Source organism: Lutibacter oceani, from assembly GCF_003384935.1.
GTDB lineage: Bacteria > Bacteroidota > Bacteroidia > Flavobacteriales > Flavobacteriaceae > Lutibacter > Lutibacter oceani.
The window spans coordinates 115,035-137,685 of sequence record NZ_QTTQ01000012.1; the positions used below are offsets into that span (position 1 = coordinate 115,035).

A 22,651-nucleotide genomic window follows, 5' to 3' on the forward strand; every position below is an offset into this window, starting at 1 on the left:
TAAATTTTATTGATGTAATAATGAAAAAAAAAGCTGTATCAAATGATACAGCTTTTTTTTAAAATTATACTATGAGAAATTTTTATTTCCCTTCCATTTTTTTCTTTAGAGCAGCTAAATCTCCACCTAAATCTCCAAGAGTAGTTTTATCGGCTGTATCAGCTTTTTTCTGAGCAGCTTTAATATTTTTCTCTTCTTGAGCTTTAAATATTGATGTATGAGAAGCTACAACACGTCTAAACTCTTTGTTAAATTCAATAACTTTAAATTTATCAGTATCGCCTTTAGCTAATTTAGTTCCATCCTCTTTAGTTGTAAAACGGCTAGGTACAAATGCCTCAACACCATCTTCTAAAGTAACAATTAAACCTTTATCACTTTTGTCTTTTACAGTTCCTTCGTGAATAGAATCTATAGCAAAAGTAGCTTCGTGTGCATCCCAAGGATTTTCTGTAGTTTGTTTATGACCTAAATTTAATTTACGTCCTTCAACATCTAATTCTAAAACTTGAACTTCTAATTTATCCCCTACAGATACAAAATCTGATGGATGTTTAATTTTCTTAGTCCAAGAAAGATCAGAAATATATACTAAACCATCAATTCCTTCTTCTAACTCAACAAAAACACCAAAATTAGTATAGTTACGTACAGTTCCTGTATGTGTTGAACCAACTGGGTATTTTTCAGCAATATTATTCCAAGGATCTGGATGTAATTGCTTAATACCTAAAGACATTTTTCTTTCTTCTCTATCTAAAGTTAAAACCTGAGCTTCAACCTCATCACCTACAGATACGAAATCCTGAGCAGAACGTAAATGTGTTGACCAAGACATTTCAGAAACGTGAATTAATCCTTCAACTCCTTGAGCTACTTCAATAAATGCACCATAATCAGCAAGTACTACTACTTTACCTTTTACTGTATCACCTACTTTAATATTCTCATCTAATGCTTCCCAAGGGTGTGCATTTAATTGTTTTAAACCTAATTGAATTCTTGTTTTCTCATCATCAAAATCAAGAATTACTACGTTTAATGTTTGATCTAATTCAACTACCTCACTTGGGTGGTTAATTCTAGACCAAGATAAATCTGTAATGTGAACTAAACCGTCAACACCACCTAAATCAACAAATACACCGTAAGAAGTAATGTTTTTAACAACACCTTCTAATACTTGTCCTTTTTCTAATTTACCTATAATTTCTTTTTTCTGAATTTCAATATCAGCTTCAATAAGTGCTTTGTGAGATACAACAACATTTTTAAATTCTTGGTTGATTTTTACAACTTTGAATTCCATTGTTTTCTCTACGTATTGATCGTAGTCTCTAATTGGTTTTACATCAATTTGAGAACCTGGTAAGAATGCTTCAATTCCGAAAACATCTACAATCATACCTCCACGAGTTCTGCACTTAACAAAACCGTTAACTACTTCACCTGTTTCGTGTGCATTATTTACACGATCCCAAGCTTTAATAACTCTTGCTTTTTTGTGTGATAATACTAATTGACCAGTACTATCTTCTCTTTTATCAACTAAAACCTCAACAATATCACCTACAGCTAGGTTAGGATTGTAACGGAATTCGTTTAAAGAAATAACTCCTTCTGATTTAGAGTTAATATCAATAATTGCCTCACGGTCAGTTTTTCTTACAACTGTACCATCAATTACTTCTCTTTCATTTACTAAACCTAAAGTTCCATCTAAAGCTGATTCAAAAGCTTTAATGTTTTCTTCATCAACTGCTTCAATACCTTCTTCGTATTTGTGCCAGTCAAAGTTTTCTAAGAATTCTTCAGGACTTACTTTTTCTACAACCTCTTTTACTTCTTCTACTGCTTCTGGAGTTTCCACTTCTTTTACAGTTTCTTCAATTTTTTCGATTGCTTTTTCAGCTTTTGCGTTTGTAGTTTCTGCTGCAGCTGTTGTTTTTTGTACTTCAGTAGCTTCAACTTGCTCTTCAGTTTTTTTTGTTTCTTCAGACATATTTGCTGATGATTATTATTTGTATCTTATTGTTATTCAGATTTTTAAACGATAATAATTCTAAGAGATTATTTATATTATTTTTTAATAAATTCCTTTTTAAATCTGTTCTCGTAAAAAGGAGTGCAAATTTAATGAATTTATTTTATTATAACAAAAAGAAAATGAAGCAATTATCTATAAAATTAATCTATCCAATTTTTAAATTCTTTAACACGTTCGCGACTTACAATAATTTCAGCTTCATTATACGATTGAAGAATTAATTTTAAACGACTATTGGTATATGAAATAATGTCTTTAATTGAATTTATATTTACAAAATATTTACGGCTTACTCTAAAAAATGTTTCTGGCTGTAATTTTTCTTCAAGCTGTTCTAAAGATTCTTCAAGTAAATAACTTCTATTATCCGTAGTATGTATATGTGTTGATTTATTTTCACTATAAAAACACTCTATTGATTCTATTGAAATCATTTTTAAATGCTGCCCTATTTTTACGGTAAATCGTTTTTTATAGCTTTTTTCTGAAGGTGCAATTAAATCTTTAATTTGTTCTAAATTTAAACGAGTATTTGAATTAGAATTTACTAAATTTTTATATTGATTTATTGCATTTTCAAGTTCATCAGAATCAATTGGTTTTAATAAATAATCTATACTATTTAACTTAAATGCTTTTAATGCATATTCGTCATAGGCAGTTGTAAAAATAATCGCACTTTTAATTTCAACTTCTTCAAAAATTTCAAAAGATAAACCATCTGAAAGCTGAATATCTAAAAATAATAAATCTGGATGTTCGTTATTATGAAACCAATTTACAGATTCTTCAACAGAATGTAACATTGTTAAAGGTTCAATGTCAAACTCATTTAACATTCTGTTTAACCTTCTGGCAGCAGGTTTTTCATCTTCAATTATTACTACTTTCATTTTTTTATTTAATTGTTTAATTAAGTATTAATTTTTAGTAATACAATTCTTCACTTTTAACTTAAAACTTACTCCCACAAATCCTTTTTATCCTTATCCATCATTTCTTTTATTTTTCGATCTTCCCAATTAGAACCTAATAAAAAGTTCATTCCGAAAACATTAAAAGCGTGAAAAGCAATTCCTATTCCCCAAAATATAGCTGTATTATAGGTTTGCCATTGCCACAACTCTTCGTATCCATTATTTGAAAATACTCTTATAATTATTAAAAATAAATTTACTAAAATATAAACCGCTAGGTGTACATAAAATCCTTTTATTGCTTTAACTTTCTTTTTTGCTCTAATATATTTTTGCTCTTCTAAATTTGAATTTTCCATCTTATTCATATTTTTGATTATTATCTTTATCCATAATTTCCTTAATCTTTCTTTCCTCCCAGTCTTTCCCTAAAATAATGCTATGTCCAAAAACTCCAAAGGCGTGCAAAACAATACCTATTCCCCAACCCATCATTGGCCACCAAAACCAGTAATACCCTGGAGATGTTAGATAATTTATAAAAAATAGAAAAGGAATTACTAAACAATACGCTAATAAATTTGCATAAAAACCTTTAATATTATCTACTTTTTTCTTAGCTCGTATATATTTGTCTTCTTCTGTATAATATTTTTTCATGTTGTTGTTTTTTAAATTTTAAAGGTTATTTAACCAATACTTATTTCAATTTTTGATTTTGACTTATAACTTTTAAACTATTTAGTTTATTCCCAATATTGTTTGTTATCCTCATTCATATATTCCTTAATTTTTCGCTCTTCCCAATCTCTTCCTAAAAACGGATTGTAAGCAAAAGCTTTAAATCCCTGAAAAATTAACCCTAGTCCCCAACCCAACATTGGAAACCAAAACCACTGTATTGTGTATGGTGTATATTTAAAATAAATAAAAATTAAAAAAGGAATTACAATACAATATGCAATTAGGTTTGAATAAAATCCTTTTATTTCTTCAACGCGCTCAACTGCACGTAAATATTTGCTGCTTTCTATATTTTCTGATGTTTTCATAATTGTAGTTTTTTGCGTTAATAACGGTAATTTTACCGTGAATTTTTCGACTTGTTTTTCAACATATACTTTTTTTAAGGTAATTAAGTTATACCTGTCAATAATATTTTTTAATCCAACTCTTGTTCCTTGTTCAATGGTTGTTTTTGGGTTGTAATTATTTGTAATTATTAAATACCCATTTTCTTCTTTAATTGTAACTTTTAAAGGATTACCCTCTGAAACCACGTTGTGTTTAATTGTGTTTTCCAACAATAATTGTAAAGACAACGGAATAATTTTAAATTCTGGATTGCTCGCTTTCTCTGGAATTTCAAATGTTACTGCATCTTCAAAACGCATTTTTAATAATTCCATATATGCTTTTGCAAATTGTAATTCTTCATCTAAATCAATTAAATCTTTACTTTTTTGTTCTAAAACATACCTATAAACCTTTGATAATTTTGTTGTAAACTTTTCGGCTTGCTTTGGATTTTCACTAATAAGAGAAGTTAAAACGTTTAAACTATTAAACAAAAAATGTGGATCTATTTGACTTTTTAAAGATTCGTATTTAGCTGTTTCAGTTTTTGCAACTATCTGCTGTTCTTTTACTTTTTTTTCGGTTAATGCTTTATAAAAAAATATTGCATGAAAAATAAGACTTACAAACAATGTTACTATTAATCCAAAGAGGTAATAATTCTTAGCATATTCATCATTTAAAAATGCCTCAATAGGTTTTCCTAAAATTACTATTAGCGTTATAAATCTTAAAAGGCTTAACCCAAGCATTGTTAAAGCAACAGAACCAAATGCCCCAATTATTAATCGTTTTTGCGAATGATCTTTCCAAGAAAATTTAGTTTCTAAAAATTTATAGAAAAACCCATTTATTGAACTTAATACAAAAGCATACATAAAATGAATTCCAAATACTTTTAACAATTCATTTACAGGTAAATTAAAACCTCCATTAAATACTAATCGTTCAAATACAAATAATATAATTGCTATTATTAAAGATATTTTTAACAGGTATTTAATGTTAGTTTTCATTTTAATATTGGTTAATTTTATAATTGCAATTTAAAACTTAATTTCTAAAGTTAAATCTTTATCAAGCACTTCAAATTTTGAATTTTCAAATTGTGGTGGACCAAAACTCAGTGCATTATTTGAAGTTCCATAATTTTCTATCGGCATCCCATTCTCTTGAAAATCCATTTGGTTGTTTTCGTTTTCATCGTGGTAGCAAACTATTGCATAGTTCCCTTCAAGTACATTTTCAAAAATTACTGTACTTTTTCCATCTTTGATAATTGCAGATTTTGCTTGTAATACTTCCTTTCTAAAGTTTTCTTTATTGTATAGCGCAAAATGTACCTTCCCTACATCACTTAATGCATTTACTACTGAAACAGTAATATTTTTTGAATTGTTTAAATTTGTTTTTTCAGGCTCTTGTGAAAATATTAGAGTTGAAAATAATAATGCTATTGCTAAAATTAAATGTTGCATACTAATTAGTTTTAATGTTAATACTATTTTTTTGACACTTCAAAAGTGTATATTTTAGCATAAATTGAAAATTTAAACTTCCTGAATTGTATTTTTTTACCGATGAGTTGTAAAATTTAGATTTGAATAGCAAAAAATAAACTACTCAATTGTAATAAAAATTACTTTATTAAAAACACTAACATTCGTCATCTTTTAAATTAAAACATTTTGTAACTTTATAAAACTTTTTACAAAAACAGGTACATTATGAAAATATATGATGATAAACACATTAAGAATGTTGCTTTTGTAGGCGCAAATAAAAGTGGTAAAACTACATTAGCAGAAACAATGCTCTTTGAAGCTGGATTAGTCAATCGCCGTGGTAGTGTAGAAAATAAAAATACTGTTTCTGACTATCACGAAATTGAGCAAGAAAGAGAAACTTCCATATTTGCCACACCGCTTCATACTGAATGGCGCAATTACAAAATAAACATTATAGATACTCCTGGATTAGATGATTTCATTGGTGAAATTGCATCAACAATGCGTGTTGCAGATTCTGTAGTTACCGTTATAAATGCACAACAAGGAGTTGAAGTTGGTACTGAAATTATTTGGAATTATGTAGATCGTTTTTCACTTCCTACAGTATTTGTAATTAATCAAATTGATAGCCCAAATGCTGATTTTGATGAAAGCTTTAAAAGTATTGTTGACCTGATTGGAAATAACGCTGTAAAAATACAATACCCTTTAGTAATTGATGATGCACAATGTATTATTGATGTACTAAAAATGAAAATGTACAAATTTGGACCGGAAGGTGGAAAACCAGAAAAATTAGAAATCCCTGAAGATCAAAAAGATATTGCAAACGAACTTCATAATGAATTGGTTGAAAAAGCAGCTGAAAATGATGAAGATTTAATGGAACTTTATTTTGATAAGGGAACTTTAAATGAAGATGAAATGCGTGAAGGAATTAAAAAAGGAATGTTAAATCACGAATTATTTCCTGTTTTCTGTGTTTCTGCTTTAAATGACATGGGAACCGGTAGATTAATGGGCTTTATTGATAACGTTGCTCCGTCTGCTGCAGATTTAAAACCAGAACAAAGTGTTGAAGGTGAAACTATTGAATGTAAAACTGATGCACCTACTTCATTATTTATTTTTAAAACATTGTACGAACCTAATTTAGGTCAAATTAGTTTCTTTAAAGTAAAATCGGGTGAAATAAAACAAAACGATAAATTAGAGAATTCAAGAAACGAAGAAATTGAAATATTAAACCAGCTTTACATTATGGACGGTAAAAACCGTGAACCTGTAGAAAAATTAAGCGCTGGTGATATTGGTGCAACTTTAAAATTAAAATATACTGAAACAAATGATACTTTAAGAACTAAAGGATCAAATATAACAATTAAACCTATTAAATTTCCAGAACCTAGAATAACTAAATCTGTAAGCGCTGTTGATAAAAATGATGAAGAAAAATTAAATGACGCTCTTAGGAAAATTCACAGTCAGGATCCAACTGTTACCATTAAATATTCAAAAGAATTAAAACAACAGATTCTTTCTTGTCAAGGTGAATTACATTTAGCAACTATAGATTGGACTTTACAAAAAGTATATGGTATAAAAGCAGTTTTTGAACAACCTAAAATTGCTTATCGTGAAACAATTCAACGTTCTGCAACCACAAGTTATAAACACAAAAAGCAATCTGGTGGTTCTGGGCAGTTTGGTGAAGTTCATATTAAAATAGAACCTTGGTATGAAGGAATGCCAGAGCCAGAAGGGTTTAATATAAGAGGAAAAGAAGAAATAGATTTAGATTGGGGTGGAAAACTTGTATTTTATAACTGTATTGTTGGTGGTGTAATTGATGCTCGTTATTTACCATCTGTTTTAAAAGGGTGTTTAGAAGTTATGGAAGAAGGTCCTTTAACCGGATCCTATGCAAGAGATATTAGAGTTATGTTGTTTGATGGAAAAATGCATGCTGTAGATTCTAATGATATTTCATTTAAAATTGCAGGTGCTCACGCTTTTAAATCTGCCTTTTTAAATGCAAAACCAAAACTGTTAGAGCCAATTCAAGAACTTACAGTTAAAGTTCCTGAAGAACTTATGGGAAATGTTATGACTGATTTACAATCTAGAAGATCTATTATTTTAGGTATGGATAGTGATGGAAAATACCAAACCATTAAAGCCAAAACTCCTTTAGCTGAAATGTATAAGTATTCAACTACCTTACGATCAATTACGCAAGGTAGAGGAAGTTTTAGTACTAAATTTTCAAATTTTGAATTAGTACCAAACAACGTTCAAGAATCTTTAGTAAAAATAGAATCTTAATTAAATAAATTTTTATTAAAATAAAGACCCGTTACTTAAAAGTAGCGGGTCTTTTTCGTTAGTAGTAAACCGATTAATATCTTATTAATTCAATCAATTCTTATAATCTAATTGTTTAGTTGGTTTAGCTCCTATTCCAATAGTAAAGATTTTTAAATATTAATCGATTGCTAATTTAGCATTTATTTGTTAATTTTTAAAAGAAACTTATTAACAATTAACACATTATATCATTTTTAAATATTTTTTACCTCTATTTATTGCATTTAATGCAATATTAAATATAGAGTTCATTACAATTTAACTTCAAAGAGAATTACTTATATTTGCACCATAAAATTTTAACTAAAAGATTTACATTAAATATTATTTTTTTTAATTAAAAAATCTGTTAAATTTTATGAGTCTATTAGAAATGTAAATTATTAAAAAATGAAATTATTATTTATTACGCTAGCTCTATTAGGATTAGGTGTTGCTGGAATCGCAATAAAATTATGGGCGAAAAAAGACGGGAAATTTGCTGGAACCTGTGCAAGCCAAAACCCACATTTAAATAAAAATGGTGAGCCTTGTGGCTATTGCGGTAAAACTGCCGAACAATGTGAAAATAGATAAAATATGCTTGCATATTTATTTATTGCTTTTATAGTAATTATTAGTATTCAATGTATTTACTACCTTTTAATTTTTGGGAATTTTGCATTTTCAAAAAGTAGTACCAAACAAACCAAATTTAACCTTCCTGTTTCAGTTATTATTTGTGCTAAAAATGAGGCAAAAAATTTAACTGTAAATATTCCTTTTTTCATCAATCAAAATTATCCAAATTTTGAATTGGTTTTAATAAACGACAACTCTTACGATAACACTTTAGAAGTAATTGAGGAGTTTAAAAAAAAGCATCCTACAATTATTAAAATTGTTGATGTAGCTCCAAATGAACAATTTTGGGGAAGTAAAAAATATGCTCTTACATTAGGAATAAAAGCTGCTTCAAACGAATATTTACTTTTTTCAGATGCAGATTGCAAACCAATTTCTGAGAATTGGATTCAAAAAATGTCTAATAATTTTAACCAAAAAAATCAAATTGTTTTAGGGTATGGAGCCTATAAAAAAGTAAAAAAATCTTTTTTAAATAAACTCATCCGTTTTGAGACTCTTTTAACAGCTATTCAATATTTTTCATTTGCCAAAATTGGCTTTCCATATATGGGTGTTGGAAGAAATTTAGCGTACACAAAAACTACTTTTTTTGAAGCAAATGGTTTTGTTAACCACATGCATCGCATCAAATCCGGTGATGATGATTTATTTATAAACCAAGTTGCAACAAAAAATAATACTGCTTATTCCATTTTAGAAGATAGTTTTACAGAATCTTTACCAAAAAAATCTTTTAAAGAATGGATACTTCAAAAAAGAAGACATGTTGCAACAGCTCATTATTACAAAAGAAAACATCAATTTTTACTTGGATTATTTTATAGTTCACAAATTCTATTTTGGTTAGTTGGAATTATTCTTTTAAGTTTTCAATTTAATTGGATAACTGTTGTTAGTTTAATAGTATTTAGACAATTAGTGGTTTATCTTTCAATTGGATTAGCTGCGAAAAAATTTAACGAAATTGACTTAATATTTTTATTACCTTTTTATGAACTATTTTTGATATGCATACAAATGCTTATCTTTATAAAAAATCTTAAGTCAAAACCCAACCATTGGTAAAAAAAAATAATGATATTGCCGATTTAATTGAAAAAGCTCGTAACAAAGATCAAAAAGCTTTTAATACCTTATTAAATACGTATTGGAGTGATGTTTTCAGATTTCAATTATCTAAAACTGATAATGAAGATGAAGCAGAAGATATTACAATTAAAACATTTTCAAAAGCATTTGATAAAATACACTTATACAACGAAAGGTATAATTTTAAAACTTGGTTAATTTCAATTTCTAAAAATATATTTTTAGATCATTTACGCAAACAACGTACTGATACTGTTTCAATTAATAAAAAAGAATCTGAAGCATATAAAATTTTTGATGAAACTCCATCAGCAGAAGATCAATTAATAATTGAACAGAATTTAGCACAATTATTAAACTATTTAAAACAATTAAAACCACATTATCAGGAAATTATAAACCTTCGCTATTTTAGAGAAATGAGTTATAAAGAAATGGCTGATAAGCTTAACGAACCTATAAGTAATATAAAAGTTAAATTGTTAAGAGCTAAAAAATTATTAGCCGAAATAATTGAAAAATCTTCAAAAAATTGATTGTTAAAAGATTTATTTGGCTTAAAAAATTAGGACCTGGATTACTTTTTGCAGGTGCAGCAATTGGCGTTTCTCATTTAGTTCAGTCCACAAGAGCTGGAGCAGATTTTGGTTTTGGATTAATTTGGGCGTTGGTTTTAATTCACATAGTAAAATACCCTTTTTTTCAATTCGGACCACGATATGCAACTGCAACTGGTGAAAGCCTGTTAGATGGATATAAAAAACTAGGTAAAGGAGTTCTTATTGCTTATTTTATATTAAACTTAGCAACAATGTTTACCATACAAGCGGCTGTAACAATTGTAACTGCTGGTTTGGCAGCAAATTTATTTGGCATTACCACTAATCCAGTTATTTGGAGTATCATAATTACTGTAATTTGCTTAATCCTTTTAATTATCGGGAAATATAAATTGCTGGATAATTTAATGAAATTTATAGTTTTAACACTTACAATAAGTACAATAATTGCTTTAGCAATTGCGTATTTAAATACTGACACTTCACTTAATTTTGTTCAAATTTTACCAAAAGGAAGTATAGAAGTTGGTTTTTTAATAGCTTTTTTAGGTTGGATGCCAGCACCGCTTGATGTCTCTATTTGGCAATCACTTTGGGCAATTGAAAAACAAAAAAATACAACTTTAGAATTCAACACAAAACAATCTATTTTCGACTTTAATATTGGTTTTGCTGGTACACTAATACTTGGAATTTGTTTTGTTTCATTAGGTGCTTTAATTATGTTTAATTCTGGTGAAACATTTAGCGGAAGTGCTGTACAGTTTTCACAACAACTTATTAACCTTTACACCGAGAATCTTGGTAAAGAAATGTATATTTTTATTGCTGCTGCAGCATTTACAACAATGTTTAGCACAACAATTACAACTTTAGATGCATCACCAAGAGCAATGACAAAAACATTTGATTTGTTAACCAATAAATCTTACAAAAACATGTATTGGTTTTGGATTGGTTTTTTGGCTATTGGTACTATTTCAATCTTGCTATTTTTTATGTCAGAAATGGGTATTCTTATAAAAATTGCAACAATTTTATCTTTTTTAACAGCACCCTTTTTTGCTATTATAAATTACATTTTAGTTTCAGGTAAAAATATGCCAGAAGAATGGCGACCTTCATTACAAATGAAAATTTTAAGTTGGTTTGGAATGCTGTTTTTAATAGGCTTTAGTATTTGGTATCTTTTTAGTTTATAAATTCTTTGTATTTTTGCAATCAATTTTGAATAAAATGAGCGAAGAAACCAAAACACTAAGCGATAAAATCCAAAAACCAAAATGGCTGAGAGTAAAACTTCCAGTTGGTAAAAAATATACTGAATTAAGAAATGTAGTTGATAAGTACAAATTAAACACTATTTGTACCAGCGGAAGTTGTCCAAATATGGGTGAATGCTGGACAGAAGGTACAGCAACATTTATGATTTTAGGAAATATTTGTACAAGATCTTGTGGTTTTTGTGGTGTAAAAACTGGAAGACCAGAAACTGTTGATTGGGAAGAACCTGAAAAAGTTGCACGTTCAATTAAATTAATGAATATTAAACATGCCGTAATTACTTCTGTTGACAGAGATGACATTAAAGATGGTGGTTCTATAATTTGGGCAGAAACTGTAAATGCCATTAGAAGAGCAAACCCAAATACTACTTTAGAAACTTTAATTCCAGATTTTCAAGGAAATAAAACAAATATAGATAGAGTTTTAGCAGTTGCTCCAGAAGTTATTTCACATAATTTAGAAACAGTTAGACGCTTAACTCGTGAAGTCCGTATACAAGCAAAATACGACAGAAGTTTAGAAGTTTTAAAATATATGAAAGACCAAGGTCAGCGCAGAACCAAATCTGGTATAATGCTTGGCTTAGGTGAAACTGAAGCCGAAGTTATTGAAACCATGCAAGATTTAGCAAATGCAAAAGTTGATATTTTAACTATTGGCCAATATTTACAACCTAGTAAAAAGCACTTACCTGTTAAGGAATTTATTACACCTGAGCAATTTGATAAGTACAAAGAAATTGGCTTAAAAATGGGCTTCAGACATGTTGAAAGTAGCGCTTTGGTAAGATCTTCATACAAAGCTCAAAAACATTTAGAATAATTTCTATTTAACTAATATTTAACAATATAGAGCTATTTTTTGGCACGAGAATTGCAAATATTAAAATGAAGCAAAGAGTTTGTATGCTTTGTTTTCATTATATAAATTTGAGTTAGTTAATAAAAAAAGCGCTTTTAGCGCTTTTTTTTATTTTATTAATTCACCTTCTTCAAGTAGAATATCATAAACATAACCATATCCAAAATCTTTATCCAAGGTTATGTTACCTTTAAATGTAACAGTATCTCCAACTTTAATCAATTCATTTGTAGTAACCGTTAAACTTTTTTTGGTTTCAAATTGAGTTCCATCAACAATATGAACCCAGTTTTTTTCTAAAATACCATTATTTACTTTTACCACTTTTCCTTTAACGGTAACATTTTTACCGCTAAAAGATTTTTTATTTGAAAAAATAGATGCTAACGCTGTACCTCCTTTTGGTTGTTCAATTTTCACTTCTGTTATTGTTGAACCAACATTATTTGAATGTTCATGTGAATTTTTAATTTCTTTTTTAACAGGTTCTTCTGTTTGTCTAATTTCCTCGCTAAAAATTATTTTTTCAAAGGTTTTATTTAAGTGCTCACTTTCAAAATTCTTCATTAACAGTCCTCCATCATAATAATAAGTTTCACCAATTTTTACATCAGAATTAGGGATTGCCATCCAATACTCCTTACCATCTTCGTTTACATTTATATAGGTGTAATTTCCACCATCACTCATTTCGTTAACAACTATTTTGTGTACTTGTTTTTTTGAAGTTGTTTGATGTGAATCAATTTTAGAATAGTTGTTTTTTTCTTTACAACTAAACAACACTAGTACACTAAAAATTACAGTAAAATATTTTATTCTATTTTTCATTTTATTAAGATTAATTTCAAGTAAATGTAACTATTATTACATGTATTAAATATGATATAAATCACCAATTAATTTTTGACAAACCCTTGCTTTTTAAATAAGTATTTGTTTTACTAAAATGCTTATTACCAAACCAATACCCCCTATTAGCACTCAATGGAGAAGGATGACCAGTTGTTAAAACACAATGTTTATTTTTATCAATTTTTAAACCTTTCTTTTTTGCATAGCCTCCCCAAAGCAAAAACACAACATTTTTTTGTTTTTTAGAAATTTCTTCAATAACAGCATCAGTAAATTGTTCCCAACCTTTTTTTTGGTGCGAGCCTGCATTGTGAGCTCTAACGGTAAGTGTTGCATTTAACAACAGAACCCCTTGCTTTGCCCAACGCTCTAAATTTCCACTTTTTGGGTATGGAATATTTAAATCAGTTTCAATTTCTTTAAAAATATTTATTAAGGAAGGTGGATGTTTTATTTTATCATTTACAGAAAAACATAAACCGTGTGCTTGCCCAACATCATGATATGGATCCTGACCAATTATCACCACTTTTAAATCACTGAAAGCGCATAAATTAAAGGCTTCAAAAATTTTATTTCCAGGTGGAAAACAAGAATTACTACTATATTCTTCTTTTACAAAATTAGTAAGTTGCTCAAAATAAGGCTTTTCAAACTCAGGTTGCAATATGTTTTTCCAACTATCAGCAATTTTAACTTTCATTACTTTATTCACGTTAAATTTATACTTTTGTCTAACTTTTCAAAAGTAGCACTTTTTATGAGTAACATTTCAGAAAAAACGTTAATAGATTTAGAATTTTTTACCATTTTACAATCGGTAAGTCATCTTTGTATTTCTGAATTAGGCAAAAATAGCGCCTTACAAATAAGACCTTTTAATTCAAAAAATAAGTTAATACCAGAGTTAAACTTAGTTAATGAATACCTGTCTTCATTTCAAAACGATAACCGGTTACCAAATCATTATTTTGATGAAATTCAAAAAGAAATTCATTTATTAAATATTGAAAACAGTTATTTAGAACCTGCATCATTTTTAAAGATTTTAAACAATTCTAATACTGTTTTTGAATTATTGAAGTTTTTAAAAAAGTTTAAAGATATTTATCCTACACTATTTAATTTTTCAGAAGAAATTGAATATCAAAAATTAATAGTTTCAAATATTAATGAAATAATAACTCCTTTTGCCGAAGTTAATGAGAATGCTTCACCTTTATTAAAACAGATTAGAAGTGAAATTAATTCAGTGCGCGCTAAAATTGGTTCAAGTTTTACGAAGGCGTTAAGCCAATATAGCAGCTCAGGATATTTAGATGAAATTAGAGAATCTGTTATAGATAATCAGCGTGTATTAGCTGTACAGGCAATGCACAGAAGAAAAGTAAAAGGTAGTTTACTTGGCAGTTCTAAAACCGGCAGTATTGTTTATATTGCTCCGGAAGCAACACTACAATTCAGTAGAGAATTGCAAAATTTATCATACGAAGAACATCAGGAAATTGTTAGAATTTTAAAAGAATTAACAAATGTAATAAGGCAATTTGTTCCAAATTTAATTGAATATCAAAACTTTTTAATTAAACTGGATGTTATTGGTGCAAAGGCAAAATATTCGAGAAATATTAATGGGCGTTTACCTAAAATTACTTCTGAAAAAAAGGTTTATTTACGTGATGCTTTTCATCCAATTCTATTGTTAAAAAATAAAGAGAAAAATCTTAAAACCATACCGCAAACTTTAGAACTTAACAATAAACAGCAAATTATAGTAATTTCTGGACCAAATGCAGGTGGTAAAAGTATTACACTAAAAACAATTGGTTTACTACAGATAATGTTACAAGCAGGTATATTAATTCCTGTTCACGAAAGATCTTCAACATATTTTTTTGATAAAATATTGACAGATATTGGAGATAACCAATCTATTGAAAACCAATTAAGTACTTATAGTTATCGTTTAAAAAATATGCGTAGTTTTTTAAGAAGATGTAATGAAAGTACGTTGTTTTTAATTGATGAATTTGGGACAGGAAGTGATCCTGAATTAGGAGGTGCATTGGCTGAAATTTTTTTAGAAGAGTTTTATACAAAAGGAGCTTACGGAATTATAACTACACATTATGCAAACTTAAAAGTATTAGCAAACGAATTAGAAAATGTAGCAAATGCCAATATGCAATTTGATGAAAAAACCTTAGAGCCTAAATTTAGGTTATTTATTGGTCAGGCAGGTAGTTCTTTTACTTTTGAAGTTGCTCAAAAAAACGGTATTCCTTTTAGCTTAATTAATAAAGCAAAAAAACGTGTTGAAGGAGAAAAAGTAAGGTTAGATAAAACAATTTCAAAACTTCAAAAAGAGCGAAACAAGCTTCAAAAAACTTCGGAGAACTTAGAAAAGGAAAAAAATATTGCTGCTGAGAAATCTTATTTCTTAACAGAAAAACAAGAAAAAATTCAAGAAAAATTGGAGAGTTTTCAAACGCTTTATGATAGCAATCAAAAAATGTTAGCTTATGGTAGAAAAATTAATGAATTAGTAAACAAATACTTACAAACCAATAACAAAAAAGAACTTAATTTAGAATTTAACAATTGGGTTGCAACTGAAAAAACAAAATACCTTAAAAAAAATCCTCCTAAACCAAAAACCAAGGCTCAAAAAAAACAAGTAAAAGTTGAAAATAAAAAGGTTGAAGAAAAATTAATTACTACTGAAAAAGAAGTACTAGTTGAAGTAATAAAAGTAAGGGAACAAAAGAAAACTGAAGCTAAAAAAGTAGCAAAACAGAAAGCCGATTATGTTTTTAAAATTAATGACAAAGTAAGAATAATTGATAGTAACGCCTGTGGAACAATTGATAAAATTGAAAAAAACAATGCATTTATTAATTATGGGGTTTTTACTACAAAAACTACTTTAAATAAACTAGAACTTGTTGAGTCTGCTAAAAAATAGCAAACCACTATATTAATCAACTCTTATTTAGAGTTATACATTTGTAACACCCAAAAAAATATCTTAAATTTAGCCTGCAAAAAATAAATTCATGCTAAATTATTTAAAAGCGTTTTTCGTTTTTATGATATGGGTAGCTATCGCATTAACTTCCCATCATTACATTACACATCAATATTTTGGCAATTTCAACGCTACTTCTGCTGAAAATTCTTCAAATAAAATTGAAAAAGAAACTGTTTTAACACAACATATTTTAGAAATTAAAAATGGTAAAGAGGTTGTTTATAAATTTGCAAATGGAATTAAAATTACCAAAAATAAGGAAATTGTTTCAGCTATAAATAGTGTTCCATTTTTAATGGATTCACTCTCGCTTTTTTTAAAAAATAACTACAATAAACAACTAGAAATTATTGGAAAGTACACTACTTTAGAAAACAATGCTAACTTAGGAAACCTACGTGCAAATTCTTTAAAAAATGAATTGATTAGTAGTGGTATTAAGCCAACAAAAATAAAAACTTCTGGAAAAAATGAAACCTTTAATTTTAATGAAAATGATGTCTATTATAATGGAATTGAATTACATTTTACACCGTTAAATAAAAGAGTTTTAGATAGTTTAGAAAACAATATTACTAACAAAACGCTCTATTCAAACTACACAAATAACAAATTGATAATTAATAATGAGTTAGTTGATTACACCAATTTAGTAAAGCAATACTTAAAAAATAATCCAACAAAAATTATTGAAATTACAGGACATACAAATAACAAAGGTTATTATAAAAATAACCTAATAATTGGTCAAAATAAAGCTAATAGTATTAAAGCATATTTAATTAAAAACGGAATTTCTGAAAATGTTATAACCGCACTTTCACGAGGAGAAGCCGAGCCAATTGCAAATAAATATACCGATGAAGGTAAAGCACTAAACAATAGAATTGAAATAAGAATTAAATAATTTTACTAAAATGACATTATCTATTTTTTCAAATGAAACTTTTATACATTCATTAGAAATATTTTTTTGGATGTTGGGTGCTTTTATAATCGGACTCGTTTTTGGAAGAATAATTTTTAATAAGAAACCTCAAAACAACCTTGATTTTAAAAATAACGAATACGACGACTTAAGTTTACATGAAAATAATTCTCAAATTAGAGCTACCAAAACTTTTGAACGAGGCGGCATAGAAATGATTAAAACAGTTCCAGAAATTAAGGAAATAAAAAAAGACGATTTAAAACAAATTAATGGAATTGGTGCAACATTAGAAAAAAAATTAAATGAGATTGGTATTTATAATTTTTCTCAAATAAGTAATCTTAATAAAGAAGACATTGAAGCCATTTCAGAAAAAATAAAAACTTTCCCAGGTAGAATTAAAAGAGACAATTGGGTTGAGCAAGCTCAAGATTTTTTAAAAGAAATCACTTAATTATTCATTTCCATAACGTTCCATTTCTCTATCATAAAATTCACTTGCTTCTTCAATAAGCGTAGCAACTTGTGTTTCTAACTCTTGTTGGTCTTCACCTTGAAAATCTTCAAGCCATTCTATTTCATCGTCAAGTAAATTGATAATAAATCGTGGAAAGTCTGTATGAATTACAAAAATATCCTTTGCACAATCCGTATTATCTCCAAGTAAAAATTTAGGTAATTCCATTTTTTTCTTTTATTAATTTATTAGTTAAAAAATTAAACCTTAAAAACAACATTAAAGCAGAAGATGTTAATGCTGTTAAAAGTCCTATCCATATACCAAATGTACCAAAACCAGCTGTTCTTCCCAAATAATAACAAACAGGAAAACCAATAATCCAATAAGCAATAAAAGTTAAACCTGAAGGCACATTTACATCCTGTAACCCTCTTAAACCACCTAAAATAACAGCTTGTAATCCATCTGACAATTGGAATAAACCTGCAATAATAAGTAAACTGGATGCCATTTTTATTACTTCTAAATTATCCGTAAACATTAAAGGCAAAACATCTTTAAAAACCATAAATCCAATTGAAAATGTGAACATTATAATTAATATAAGTAAGAAATTTGAAAAAGCAATGCGCCTTAATTCAACATAATTTTTTAATCCTTTTTGGTTACCTACCCTAATTGTAGCTGCTACTCCTACTCCAACAGCAACCATAAATGTTGTTGATGCCAATTTTAAAGCAACTTGATTTGCAGCTTGTGGAAATGCTCCTAAAGTTCCTGCTAATAAAACTGACGCTGTAAAAAGTCCCACTTCAAAAAGCATTTGCAAAGATGTAGGAAAACCTAATTTCATTATTTTTTTGAATATTTTATTTTTAAACTCAGAAAGTTTTAATCGTTTCAGGTAAATAGCAAATTTTTTCCTTTTCATTAAAACAAAATAAATGAAAAATACCATTACAATTCTTGAAATTAAAGTACCTAAAGCAGCACCAACTAATTCTAAACGAGGAAATATCCAAAACCCGTAAATTAATACAAAGTTTAAAGTTATGTTAACAATATTAGTTAAAATAGTTGCCCACATAGCATATTTTGTTTCAGATAAACCATCGGTAAACTGTTTAAACCCTTGAAAAATCATTAAAGGAATCATTGAAATTGCTACAATTTCATAATAAGGAATTGCTAAAACTACCACTTCTTCAGGCTGATCCAGATGATATAGAATTGGCTTTAAAAACAATAATAATACAAACATTGATATACCTATTATTGCCGTTAAAATTAAACCATGTTGAAAAATACTTCGTCCTTTTTCTGTATCCTTTTCTCCATCAGCTTCGGCAACTAAAGGTGTAATTGCAAATGAAAAACCAAGCCCAATTGATACTGCAATAAAAAACATACTATTTCCTAAAGAAGTAGCGGCTAACTCAATTGCTCCTAACCTGCCTACCATTATATCATCAATTAAACCAACCAATAAGTGTCCCAAAGAACCCATCATTATTGGAGTTGCTAATTTTAAATTATTCTTAAATTCTGATGTGTATTTACTAAGGTTCAATTAAAAATATTTTGAAATGCGAAGATACAAGTTTTAATTTCAAAAAACTTTCAAAAATTTAACACCCAATAAATTTTAAAAAATTAAAAACTGATAAATTAGTTCGGATATTTTAGTTTTTAAACTAACTTTGATTTTTAAACTAAAAATAACATTATGGCAAAAATAACATTAAAAGGAAATCCAATTCACACCTCAGGTAAATTACCTAAAGTTGGTAAAAAAGCTCCTAAATTTTCATTAATTAAATCTGATTTATCAAAAGCAAAATTAAAAGATTTTAAAGGTTCTAAGTTAATCTTAAACATTTTTCCAAGTTTAGATACGGGTACTTGTGCTGCTTCAGTAAGAAAATTTAATGAAGAAGCCAGTAAATTAGAAAACACAAAAGTATTATGTATTTCAAGAGATTTACCTTTTGCTCAAGCTCGTTTTTGTGGAGCTGAAGGATTAGAAAATGTAATTACTTTATCTGATTTTGTAAGTGGGAAATTTGGGAAAAAATATGGTCTGCTTGTAAAAGATGGTCCATTGGCTAATTTACTTTCAAGAGTAATAATTATAATTGATGAAGAAGGAATAGTAACTTATACACAACAAGTTCAAGAAATTTCTGAAGAACCAAATTACGAAGATGCCTTAAAAGCACTATAATTAATGAATACAGAAAGTAATTTTATTTTAAACAGAATTAAAGCTGTAAAATATGCAGCTAAAGGATTTTGGATTTTAATTACTTCTGAAAAAAGCATTATTGCACAAGTTATAATAGCATTAATAATGACCGTTATTGGCTTTGTAATGAAAATTTCTGCTACCGAATGGCTATTCCAAATTTTTGCAATTGGACTCGTTTTGGTAGCAGAATCTTTAAATACAGCTATTGAAAAAATGGCTGACTTTATTCATCCTGAATATCATAAAAAAATAGGTTTTATAAAAGATATTTCTGCTGGCGCAGCTTTTTTTGCTGCAATATTTGCCGTTATTATCGGTTTAATCATCTACATACCTAAATTTATTTAGTAATTTAATGGCAATCACAATAATTTTATATTTTTGTGACATATTGATTTAAATGGCAAAAAAGAAAAAAACAGTTACGAAAACAGAACGCAAGCCCCTTTTTAAAGGAGTAAAAGCCTTTTTTGGAAACAGGCAAACTCAAACTATAATAGGTGCTTTTATTATACTTTTCGCTGTATTTTTAATAATTTCTTTTTTTTCATACTTTTTTAGCTGGCAAGAAGACCAAAGTCAACTCGCTGATTTTTCAAATAAAAATATTACCGTAAAAAATTTATTGGGAAAAATTGGAGCAAGTATTAGTCACTTTTTTATTTATAACGGTTTTGGAGTTGCCTCATTATACATACCGGTTTTATCATTTTTCACAGGAGTTGCAATATTTTTAAAAGGGAGTTTAAAACACCTTAAAAAATATTGGGGATGGGGAATTTTAGGAATGATCTGGATTTCTATTACACTTGGATTTTTTAGTGCTAAAAACTCATTATTAGCTGGAATTATTGGATACGAAATAAATAATTATTTACTTCAATTCTTAGGAAAAACAGGTCTTTTATTAGCGCTGCTTTTTCTACTGATTTCTTACTTAGTTATCCGGTTTAAATTTACTCCGGAAAAAATAAAAGGCATTTTTCCTGCCAAAAAAATTGTTGAGAAAAGTGAAAATGTTGATGAAACAATTATTAATCATCAGGAAATAAATCCTTCGATAAAAACAGTTCCTACAGAAAAAGAAGTAGATGAATCAACTGATTTTGAATTATCTGTTAAAGATTTAAAACCAACAATAGAAAAACATTCAACAGTAGTTACTTCTGGTGAAGAAACAAACCATAAAGTAGAAATTGATGTTGAAAAAATTGTAGAAGAACAACATGTTGAAGAGAACTTATCAAGTAAATTAGTTAAAGATTTTGGTGAATTTGATCCCACTTTAGAGTTGGGCAATTATAAATTCCCTACGCTTAATTTATTAAGAGATTACAATGAAAGTATCTCGGTAGATCAAGAAGAATTGGAAGCACATAAAAATAGAATTGTTGAAACTTTAAATAATTATAACATAGGAATTGCACGTATAAAAGCAACAGTTGGACCAACTGTTACTTTATATGAAATTGTTCCAGATGCCGGTATTAGAATTTCAAAAATTAAAAATTTAGAAGACGATATTGCCTTATCTCTTTCTGCAATGGGAATTAGAATTATTGCTCCAATTCCAGGAAAAGGAACTATTGGTATTGAAGTGCCAAACAAAAAGGCAACCATGGTTTCAATGAAATCTGTTATTTCTTCAGCGAAATTTCAAAATTCAGAAATGGAATTGCCAATTGCATTAGGTAAAACTATCTCAAACGAAACTTTTGTTGTTGATTTAGCTAAAATGCCACATTTACTTATGGCGGGTGCAACGGGACAAGGAAAATCGGTTGGTTTAAATGCCGTTTTAACATCTTTGTTATACAAAAAACATCCTGCTGAAGTTAAATTTGTATTGGTTGATCCTAAAAAAGTAGAGCTTACTTTATTTAACCATATTGAAAGGCATTACTTAGCTAAATTACCAGATACAGAAGAAGCAATTATAACAGATACCACTAAGGTAATTAATACACTTAATTCCTTATGTATTGAAATGGATGCAAGATACGATTTGCTTAAAACAGCAATGGTTAGAAACATAAAAGAATACAATGCTAAATTTAAAGCACGGAAATTAAATCCTGAAAATGGACATAAATATTTACCATATATAGTTTTGGTTATAGATGAATTTGCAGACTTAATTATGACCGCTGGTAAAGAAGTTGAAACACCTATTGCACGTTTAGCGCAATTGGCACGTGCCATTGGAATTCATTTAATAGTAGCTACACAGCGACCTTCAGTAAATGTAATTACTGGTATTATTAAAGCAAACTTCCCTGCAAGGGCTGCTTTTAGGGTTACATCAAAAATAGATTCAAGAACAATTTTGGATGGTTCTGGTGCAGATCAATTAATTGGAAAAGGTGATATGTTATTTTCAAATGGAAATGATATTATTCGTTTACAATGTGCATTTGTTGACACTCCTGAAGTTGAAAAAATTACAGACTTTATTGGCTCGCAAAGAGCCTATCCAAATGCTTATTTATTACCTGAATATACAGGAGAAGAAGTTGGCACAAGTCTTGATATAGATATCAGCGAAAGAGATGTTTTGTTTAGAGATGCCGCCTTAGTTATTGTGCTTGCACAACAAGGCTCAGCTTCTTTATTACAACGTAAATTAAAGTTAGGTTATAATAGAGCTGGTAGGTTAATTGATCAGTTAGAAGCGGCTGGTATTGTTGGTCAGTTTGAAGGTAGCAAAGCAAGGCAGGTATTAATACCTGATGAAATGTCTCTAAATCAATTATTAGATGGAGAAAAAAATAATAGTTAAATTT

The 22,651-nt window shown here is 28.3% G+C and carries 22 protein-coding genes; 12 read left to right on the forward strand and 10 right to left on the reverse strand.

Annotated features, from left to right (window positions below; all coding sequences use genetic code 11):
- Nucleotides 1–82: 82 nt before the first annotated feature.
- The 6 genes from rpsA to BX611_RS13420 all read right to left on the reverse strand — a co-directional run bounded on the left by rpsA (nucleotide 83) and on the right by BX611_RS13420 (nucleotide 5,519).
- A complete protein-coding gene (gene rpsA / locus BX611_RS13395; RefSeq protein WP_115882171.1) occupies nucleotides 83–2,002 on the reverse strand; it encodes a 30S ribosomal protein S1 in 1,920 nt (639 codons plus the stop codon).
- Between the two features lie 185 nt (nucleotides 2,003–2,187).
- Nucleotides 2,188–2,940 (reverse strand): LytR/AlgR family response regulator transcription factor, encoded by a 753-nt coding sequence (locus tag BX611_RS13400; protein ID WP_115882173.1) that lies wholly within the window; start codon nucleotides 2,938–2,940, stop codon nucleotides 2,188–2,190.
- Between the two features lie 68 nt (nucleotides 2,941–3,008).
- Nucleotides 3,009–3,323 carry a 2TM domain-containing protein gene (locus BX611_RS13405; protein WP_240324990.1) on the reverse strand — a complete coding sequence of 105 codons (315 nt, stop codon included), beginning with the start codon at nucleotides 3,321–3,323 and terminating at the stop codon, nucleotides 3,009–3,011.
- 1 nt (nucleotide 3,324) lies between these two features.
- A complete protein-coding gene (locus BX611_RS13410) occupies nucleotides 3,325–3,624 on the reverse strand; it encodes a 2TM domain-containing protein (protein ID WP_115882177.1) in 300 nt (99 codons plus the stop codon).
- Nucleotides 3,625–3,710: 86 nt separating this feature from the next.
- Nucleotides 3,711–5,057, reverse strand: a complete 1,347-nt coding sequence (locus BX611_RS13415) for a 2TM domain-containing protein (protein WP_115882179.1) — start codon at nucleotides 5,055–5,057, stop codon at nucleotides 3,711–3,713.
- Between the two features lie 30 nt (nucleotides 5,058–5,087).
- Nucleotides 5,088–5,519, reverse strand: a complete 432-nt coding sequence (locus tag BX611_RS13420; RefSeq protein WP_115882181.1) for a DUF2141 domain-containing protein — start codon at nucleotides 5,517–5,519, stop codon at nucleotides 5,088–5,090.
- A 249-nt stretch (nucleotides 5,520–5,768) separates the two neighbouring features.
- Here BX611_RS13420 and BX611_RS13425 point away from each other — a divergent pair, with 249 nt between their 5' ends.
- The 6 genes from BX611_RS13425 (at nucleotide 5,769) to lipA (ending at nucleotide 12,304) form a co-directional block, all read left to right on the forward strand.
- A complete protein-coding gene (locus BX611_RS13425) occupies nucleotides 5,769–7,877 on the forward strand; it encodes an elongation factor G (protein WP_115882183.1) in 2,109 nt (702 codons plus the stop codon).
- A 432-nt stretch (nucleotides 7,878–8,309) separates the two neighbouring features.
- Nucleotides 8,310–8,495, forward strand: coding sequence for a membrane or secreted protein (locus BX611_RS13430; protein ID WP_115882185.1), 186 nt, complete (start codon nucleotides 8,310–8,312; stop codon nucleotides 8,493–8,495).
- 3 nt (nucleotides 8,496–8,498) lie between these two features.
- Nucleotides 8,499–9,611: a glycosyltransferase gene (locus tag BX611_RS13435; protein ID WP_115882187.1), complete on the forward strand. Its 1,113-nt coding sequence runs from the start codon at nucleotides 8,499–8,501 to the stop codon at nucleotides 9,609–9,611.
- A complete protein-coding gene (locus tag BX611_RS13440; protein ID WP_115882189.1) occupies nucleotides 9,605–10,171 on the forward strand; it encodes an RNA polymerase sigma factor in 567 nt (188 codons plus the stop codon). The genes BX611_RS13435 and BX611_RS13440 overlap by 7 nt, the downstream gene beginning before the upstream one ends.
- The gene (locus BX611_RS13445; RefSeq protein ID WP_240324989.1) at nucleotides 10,168–11,397 is read left to right on the forward strand and encodes an NRAMP family divalent metal transporter; all 1,230 of its coding nucleotides are present in this window, start codon (nucleotides 10,168–10,170) and stop codon (nucleotides 11,395–11,397) included. Before BX611_RS13440 ends, BX611_RS13445 begins: the two co-directional genes overlap by 4 nt.
- A gap of 34 nt (nucleotides 11,398–11,431) precedes the next feature.
- Entirely contained in the window at nucleotides 11,432–12,304 is an 873-nt protein-coding gene (gene lipA, locus BX611_RS13450) for a lipoyl synthase (protein WP_115882191.1), read from the forward strand.
- 147 nt (nucleotides 12,305–12,451) lie between these two features.
- Here lipA and BX611_RS13455 read toward each other — a convergent pair whose 3' ends face one another.
- Both BX611_RS13455 and BX611_RS13460 read right to left on the reverse strand, forming a co-directional pair.
- Nucleotides 12,452–13,174: a GW dipeptide domain-containing protein gene (locus tag BX611_RS13455; protein WP_115882193.1), complete on the reverse strand. Its 723-nt coding sequence runs from the start codon at nucleotides 13,172–13,174 to the stop codon at nucleotides 12,452–12,454.
- Nucleotides 13,175–13,235: 61 nt separating this feature from the next.
- The gene (locus BX611_RS13460; protein ID WP_115882659.1) at nucleotides 13,236–13,901 is read right to left on the reverse strand and encodes a uracil-DNA glycosylase; all 666 of its coding nucleotides are present in this window, start codon (nucleotides 13,899–13,901) and stop codon (nucleotides 13,236–13,238) included.
- A 57-nt stretch (nucleotides 13,902–13,958) separates the two neighbouring features.
- Here BX611_RS13460 and BX611_RS13465 point away from each other — a divergent pair, with 57 nt between their 5' ends.
- The 3 genes from BX611_RS13465 to BX611_RS13475 all read left to right on the forward strand — a co-directional run bounded on the left by BX611_RS13465 (nucleotide 13,959) and on the right by BX611_RS13475 (nucleotide 17,614).
- Nucleotides 13,959–16,163 (forward strand): endonuclease MutS2, encoded by a 2,205-nt coding sequence (locus BX611_RS13465; protein ID WP_115882195.1) that lies wholly within the window; start codon nucleotides 13,959–13,961, stop codon nucleotides 16,161–16,163.
- Between the two features lie 91 nt (nucleotides 16,164–16,254).
- Nucleotides 16,255–17,136 carry an OmpA family protein gene (locus BX611_RS13470; protein WP_115882197.1) on the forward strand — a complete coding sequence of 294 codons (882 nt, stop codon included), beginning with the start codon at nucleotides 16,255–16,257 and terminating at the stop codon, nucleotides 17,134–17,136.
- 10 nt (nucleotides 17,137–17,146) lie between these two features.
- The gene (locus tag BX611_RS13475; RefSeq protein WP_115882199.1) at nucleotides 17,147–17,614 is read left to right on the forward strand and encodes a hypothetical protein; all 468 of its coding nucleotides are present in this window, start codon (nucleotides 17,147–17,149) and stop codon (nucleotides 17,612–17,614) included.
- Here BX611_RS13475 and BX611_RS13480 read toward each other — a convergent pair whose 3' ends face one another.
- Nucleotides 17,615–17,845: a hypothetical protein gene (locus tag BX611_RS13480; RefSeq protein ID WP_115882201.1), complete on the reverse strand. Its 231-nt coding sequence runs from the start codon at nucleotides 17,843–17,845 to the stop codon at nucleotides 17,615–17,617.
- On the reverse strand, nucleotides 17,832–19,190 hold the full coding sequence (locus BX611_RS13485) for an MATE family efflux transporter (protein ID WP_115882203.1): 1,359 nt from the start codon (nucleotides 19,188–19,190) through the stop codon (nucleotides 17,832–17,834). Before BX611_RS13485 ends, BX611_RS13480 begins: the two co-directional genes overlap by 14 nt.
- A gap of 156 nt (nucleotides 19,191–19,346) precedes the next feature.
- On the opposite strand from BX611_RS13485, the gene tpx reads away from it, so the two are divergent.
- Genes tpx through BX611_RS13500 form a run of 3 tightly spaced genes read left to right on the forward strand, consistent with a single transcriptional unit; the run spans nucleotide 19,347 to nucleotide 22,647 of the window.
- Complete coding sequence (gene tpx / locus BX611_RS13490) at nucleotides 19,347–19,844, forward strand: thiol peroxidase (protein ID WP_115882205.1); 498 nt, start codon at nucleotides 19,347–19,349, stop codon at nucleotides 19,842–19,844.
- 3 nt (nucleotides 19,845–19,847) lie between these two features.
- Complete coding sequence (locus BX611_RS13495) at nucleotides 19,848–20,216, forward strand: diacylglycerol kinase (protein WP_115882207.1); 369 nt, start codon at nucleotides 19,848–19,850, stop codon at nucleotides 20,214–20,216.
- A 52-nt stretch (nucleotides 20,217–20,268) separates the two neighbouring features.
- Complete coding sequence (locus tag BX611_RS13500; protein WP_115882209.1) at nucleotides 20,269–22,647, forward strand: FtsK/SpoIIIE family DNA translocase; 2,379 nt, start codon at nucleotides 20,269–20,271, stop codon at nucleotides 22,645–22,647.
- The last annotated feature ends 4 nt before the right edge of the window (nucleotides 22,648–22,651 follow it).

What these genes read in the sequence shown, in the direction of transcription:
- rpsA (WP_115882171.1), bottom strand. Translation starts at nt 2,002, where the DNA reads ATGTCTGAAGAAACAAAAAAAACTGAAGAGCAAGTTGAAGCTACTGAA.
- BX611_RS13400 (WP_115882173.1), bottom strand. Translation starts at nt 2,940, where the DNA reads ATGAAAGTAGTAATAATTGAAGATGAAAAACCTGCTGCCAGAAGGTTA.
- BX611_RS13405 (WP_240324990.1), bottom strand. Translation starts at nt 3,323, where the DNA reads ATGGAAAATTCAAATTTAGAAGAGCAAAAATATATTAGAGCAAAAAAG.
- BX611_RS13410 (WP_115882177.1), bottom strand. Translation starts at nt 3,624, where the DNA reads ATGAAAAAATATTATACAGAAGAAGACAAATATATACGAGCTAAGAAA.
- BX611_RS13415 (WP_115882179.1), bottom strand. Translation starts at nt 5,057, where the DNA reads ATGAAAACTAACATTAAATACCTGTTAAAAATATCTTTAATAATAGCA.
- BX611_RS13420 (WP_115882181.1), bottom strand. Translation starts at nt 5,519, where the DNA reads ATGCAACATTTAATTTTAGCAATAGCATTATTATTTTCAACTCTAATA.
- BX611_RS13425 (WP_115882183.1), top strand. Translation starts at nt 5,769, where the DNA reads ATGAAAATATATGATGATAAACACATTAAGAATGTTGCTTTTGTAGGC.
- BX611_RS13430 (WP_115882185.1), top strand. Translation starts at nt 8,310, where the DNA reads ATGAAATTATTATTTATTACGCTAGCTCTATTAGGATTAGGTGTTGCT.
- BX611_RS13435 (WP_115882187.1), top strand. Translation starts at nt 8,499, where the DNA reads ATGCTTGCATATTTATTTATTGCTTTTATAGTAATTATTAGTATTCAA.
- lipA (WP_115882191.1), top strand. Translation starts at nt 11,432, where the DNA reads ATGAGCGAAGAAACCAAAACACTAAGCGATAAAATCCAAAAACCAAAA.
- BX611_RS13455 (WP_115882193.1), bottom strand. Translation starts at nt 13,174, where the DNA reads ATGAAAAATAGAATAAAATATTTTACTGTAATTTTTAGTGTACTAGTG.
- BX611_RS13460 (WP_115882659.1), bottom strand. Translation starts at nt 13,901, where the DNA reads ATGAAAGTTAAAATTGCTGATAGTTGGAAAAACATATTGCAACCTGAG.
- BX611_RS13465 (WP_115882195.1), top strand. Translation starts at nt 13,959, where the DNA reads ATGAGTAACATTTCAGAAAAAACGTTAATAGATTTAGAATTTTTTACC.
- BX611_RS13470 (WP_115882197.1), top strand. Translation starts at nt 16,255, where the DNA reads ATGCTAAATTATTTAAAAGCGTTTTTCGTTTTTATGATATGGGTAGCT.
- BX611_RS13475 (WP_115882199.1), top strand. Translation starts at nt 17,147, where the DNA reads ATGACATTATCTATTTTTTCAAATGAAACTTTTATACATTCATTAGAA.
- BX611_RS13480 (WP_115882201.1), bottom strand. Translation starts at nt 17,845, where the DNA reads ATGGAATTACCTAAATTTTTACTTGGAGATAATACGGATTGTGCAAAG.
- tpx (WP_115882205.1), top strand. Translation starts at nt 19,347, where the DNA reads ATGGCAAAAATAACATTAAAAGGAAATCCAATTCACACCTCAGGTAAA.
- BX611_RS13495 (WP_115882207.1), top strand. Translation starts at nt 19,848, where the DNA reads ATGAATACAGAAAGTAATTTTATTTTAAACAGAATTAAAGCTGTAAAA.
- BX611_RS13500 (WP_115882209.1), top strand. Translation starts at nt 20,269, where the DNA reads ATGGCAAAAAAGAAAAAAACAGTTACGAAAACAGAACGCAAGCCCCTT.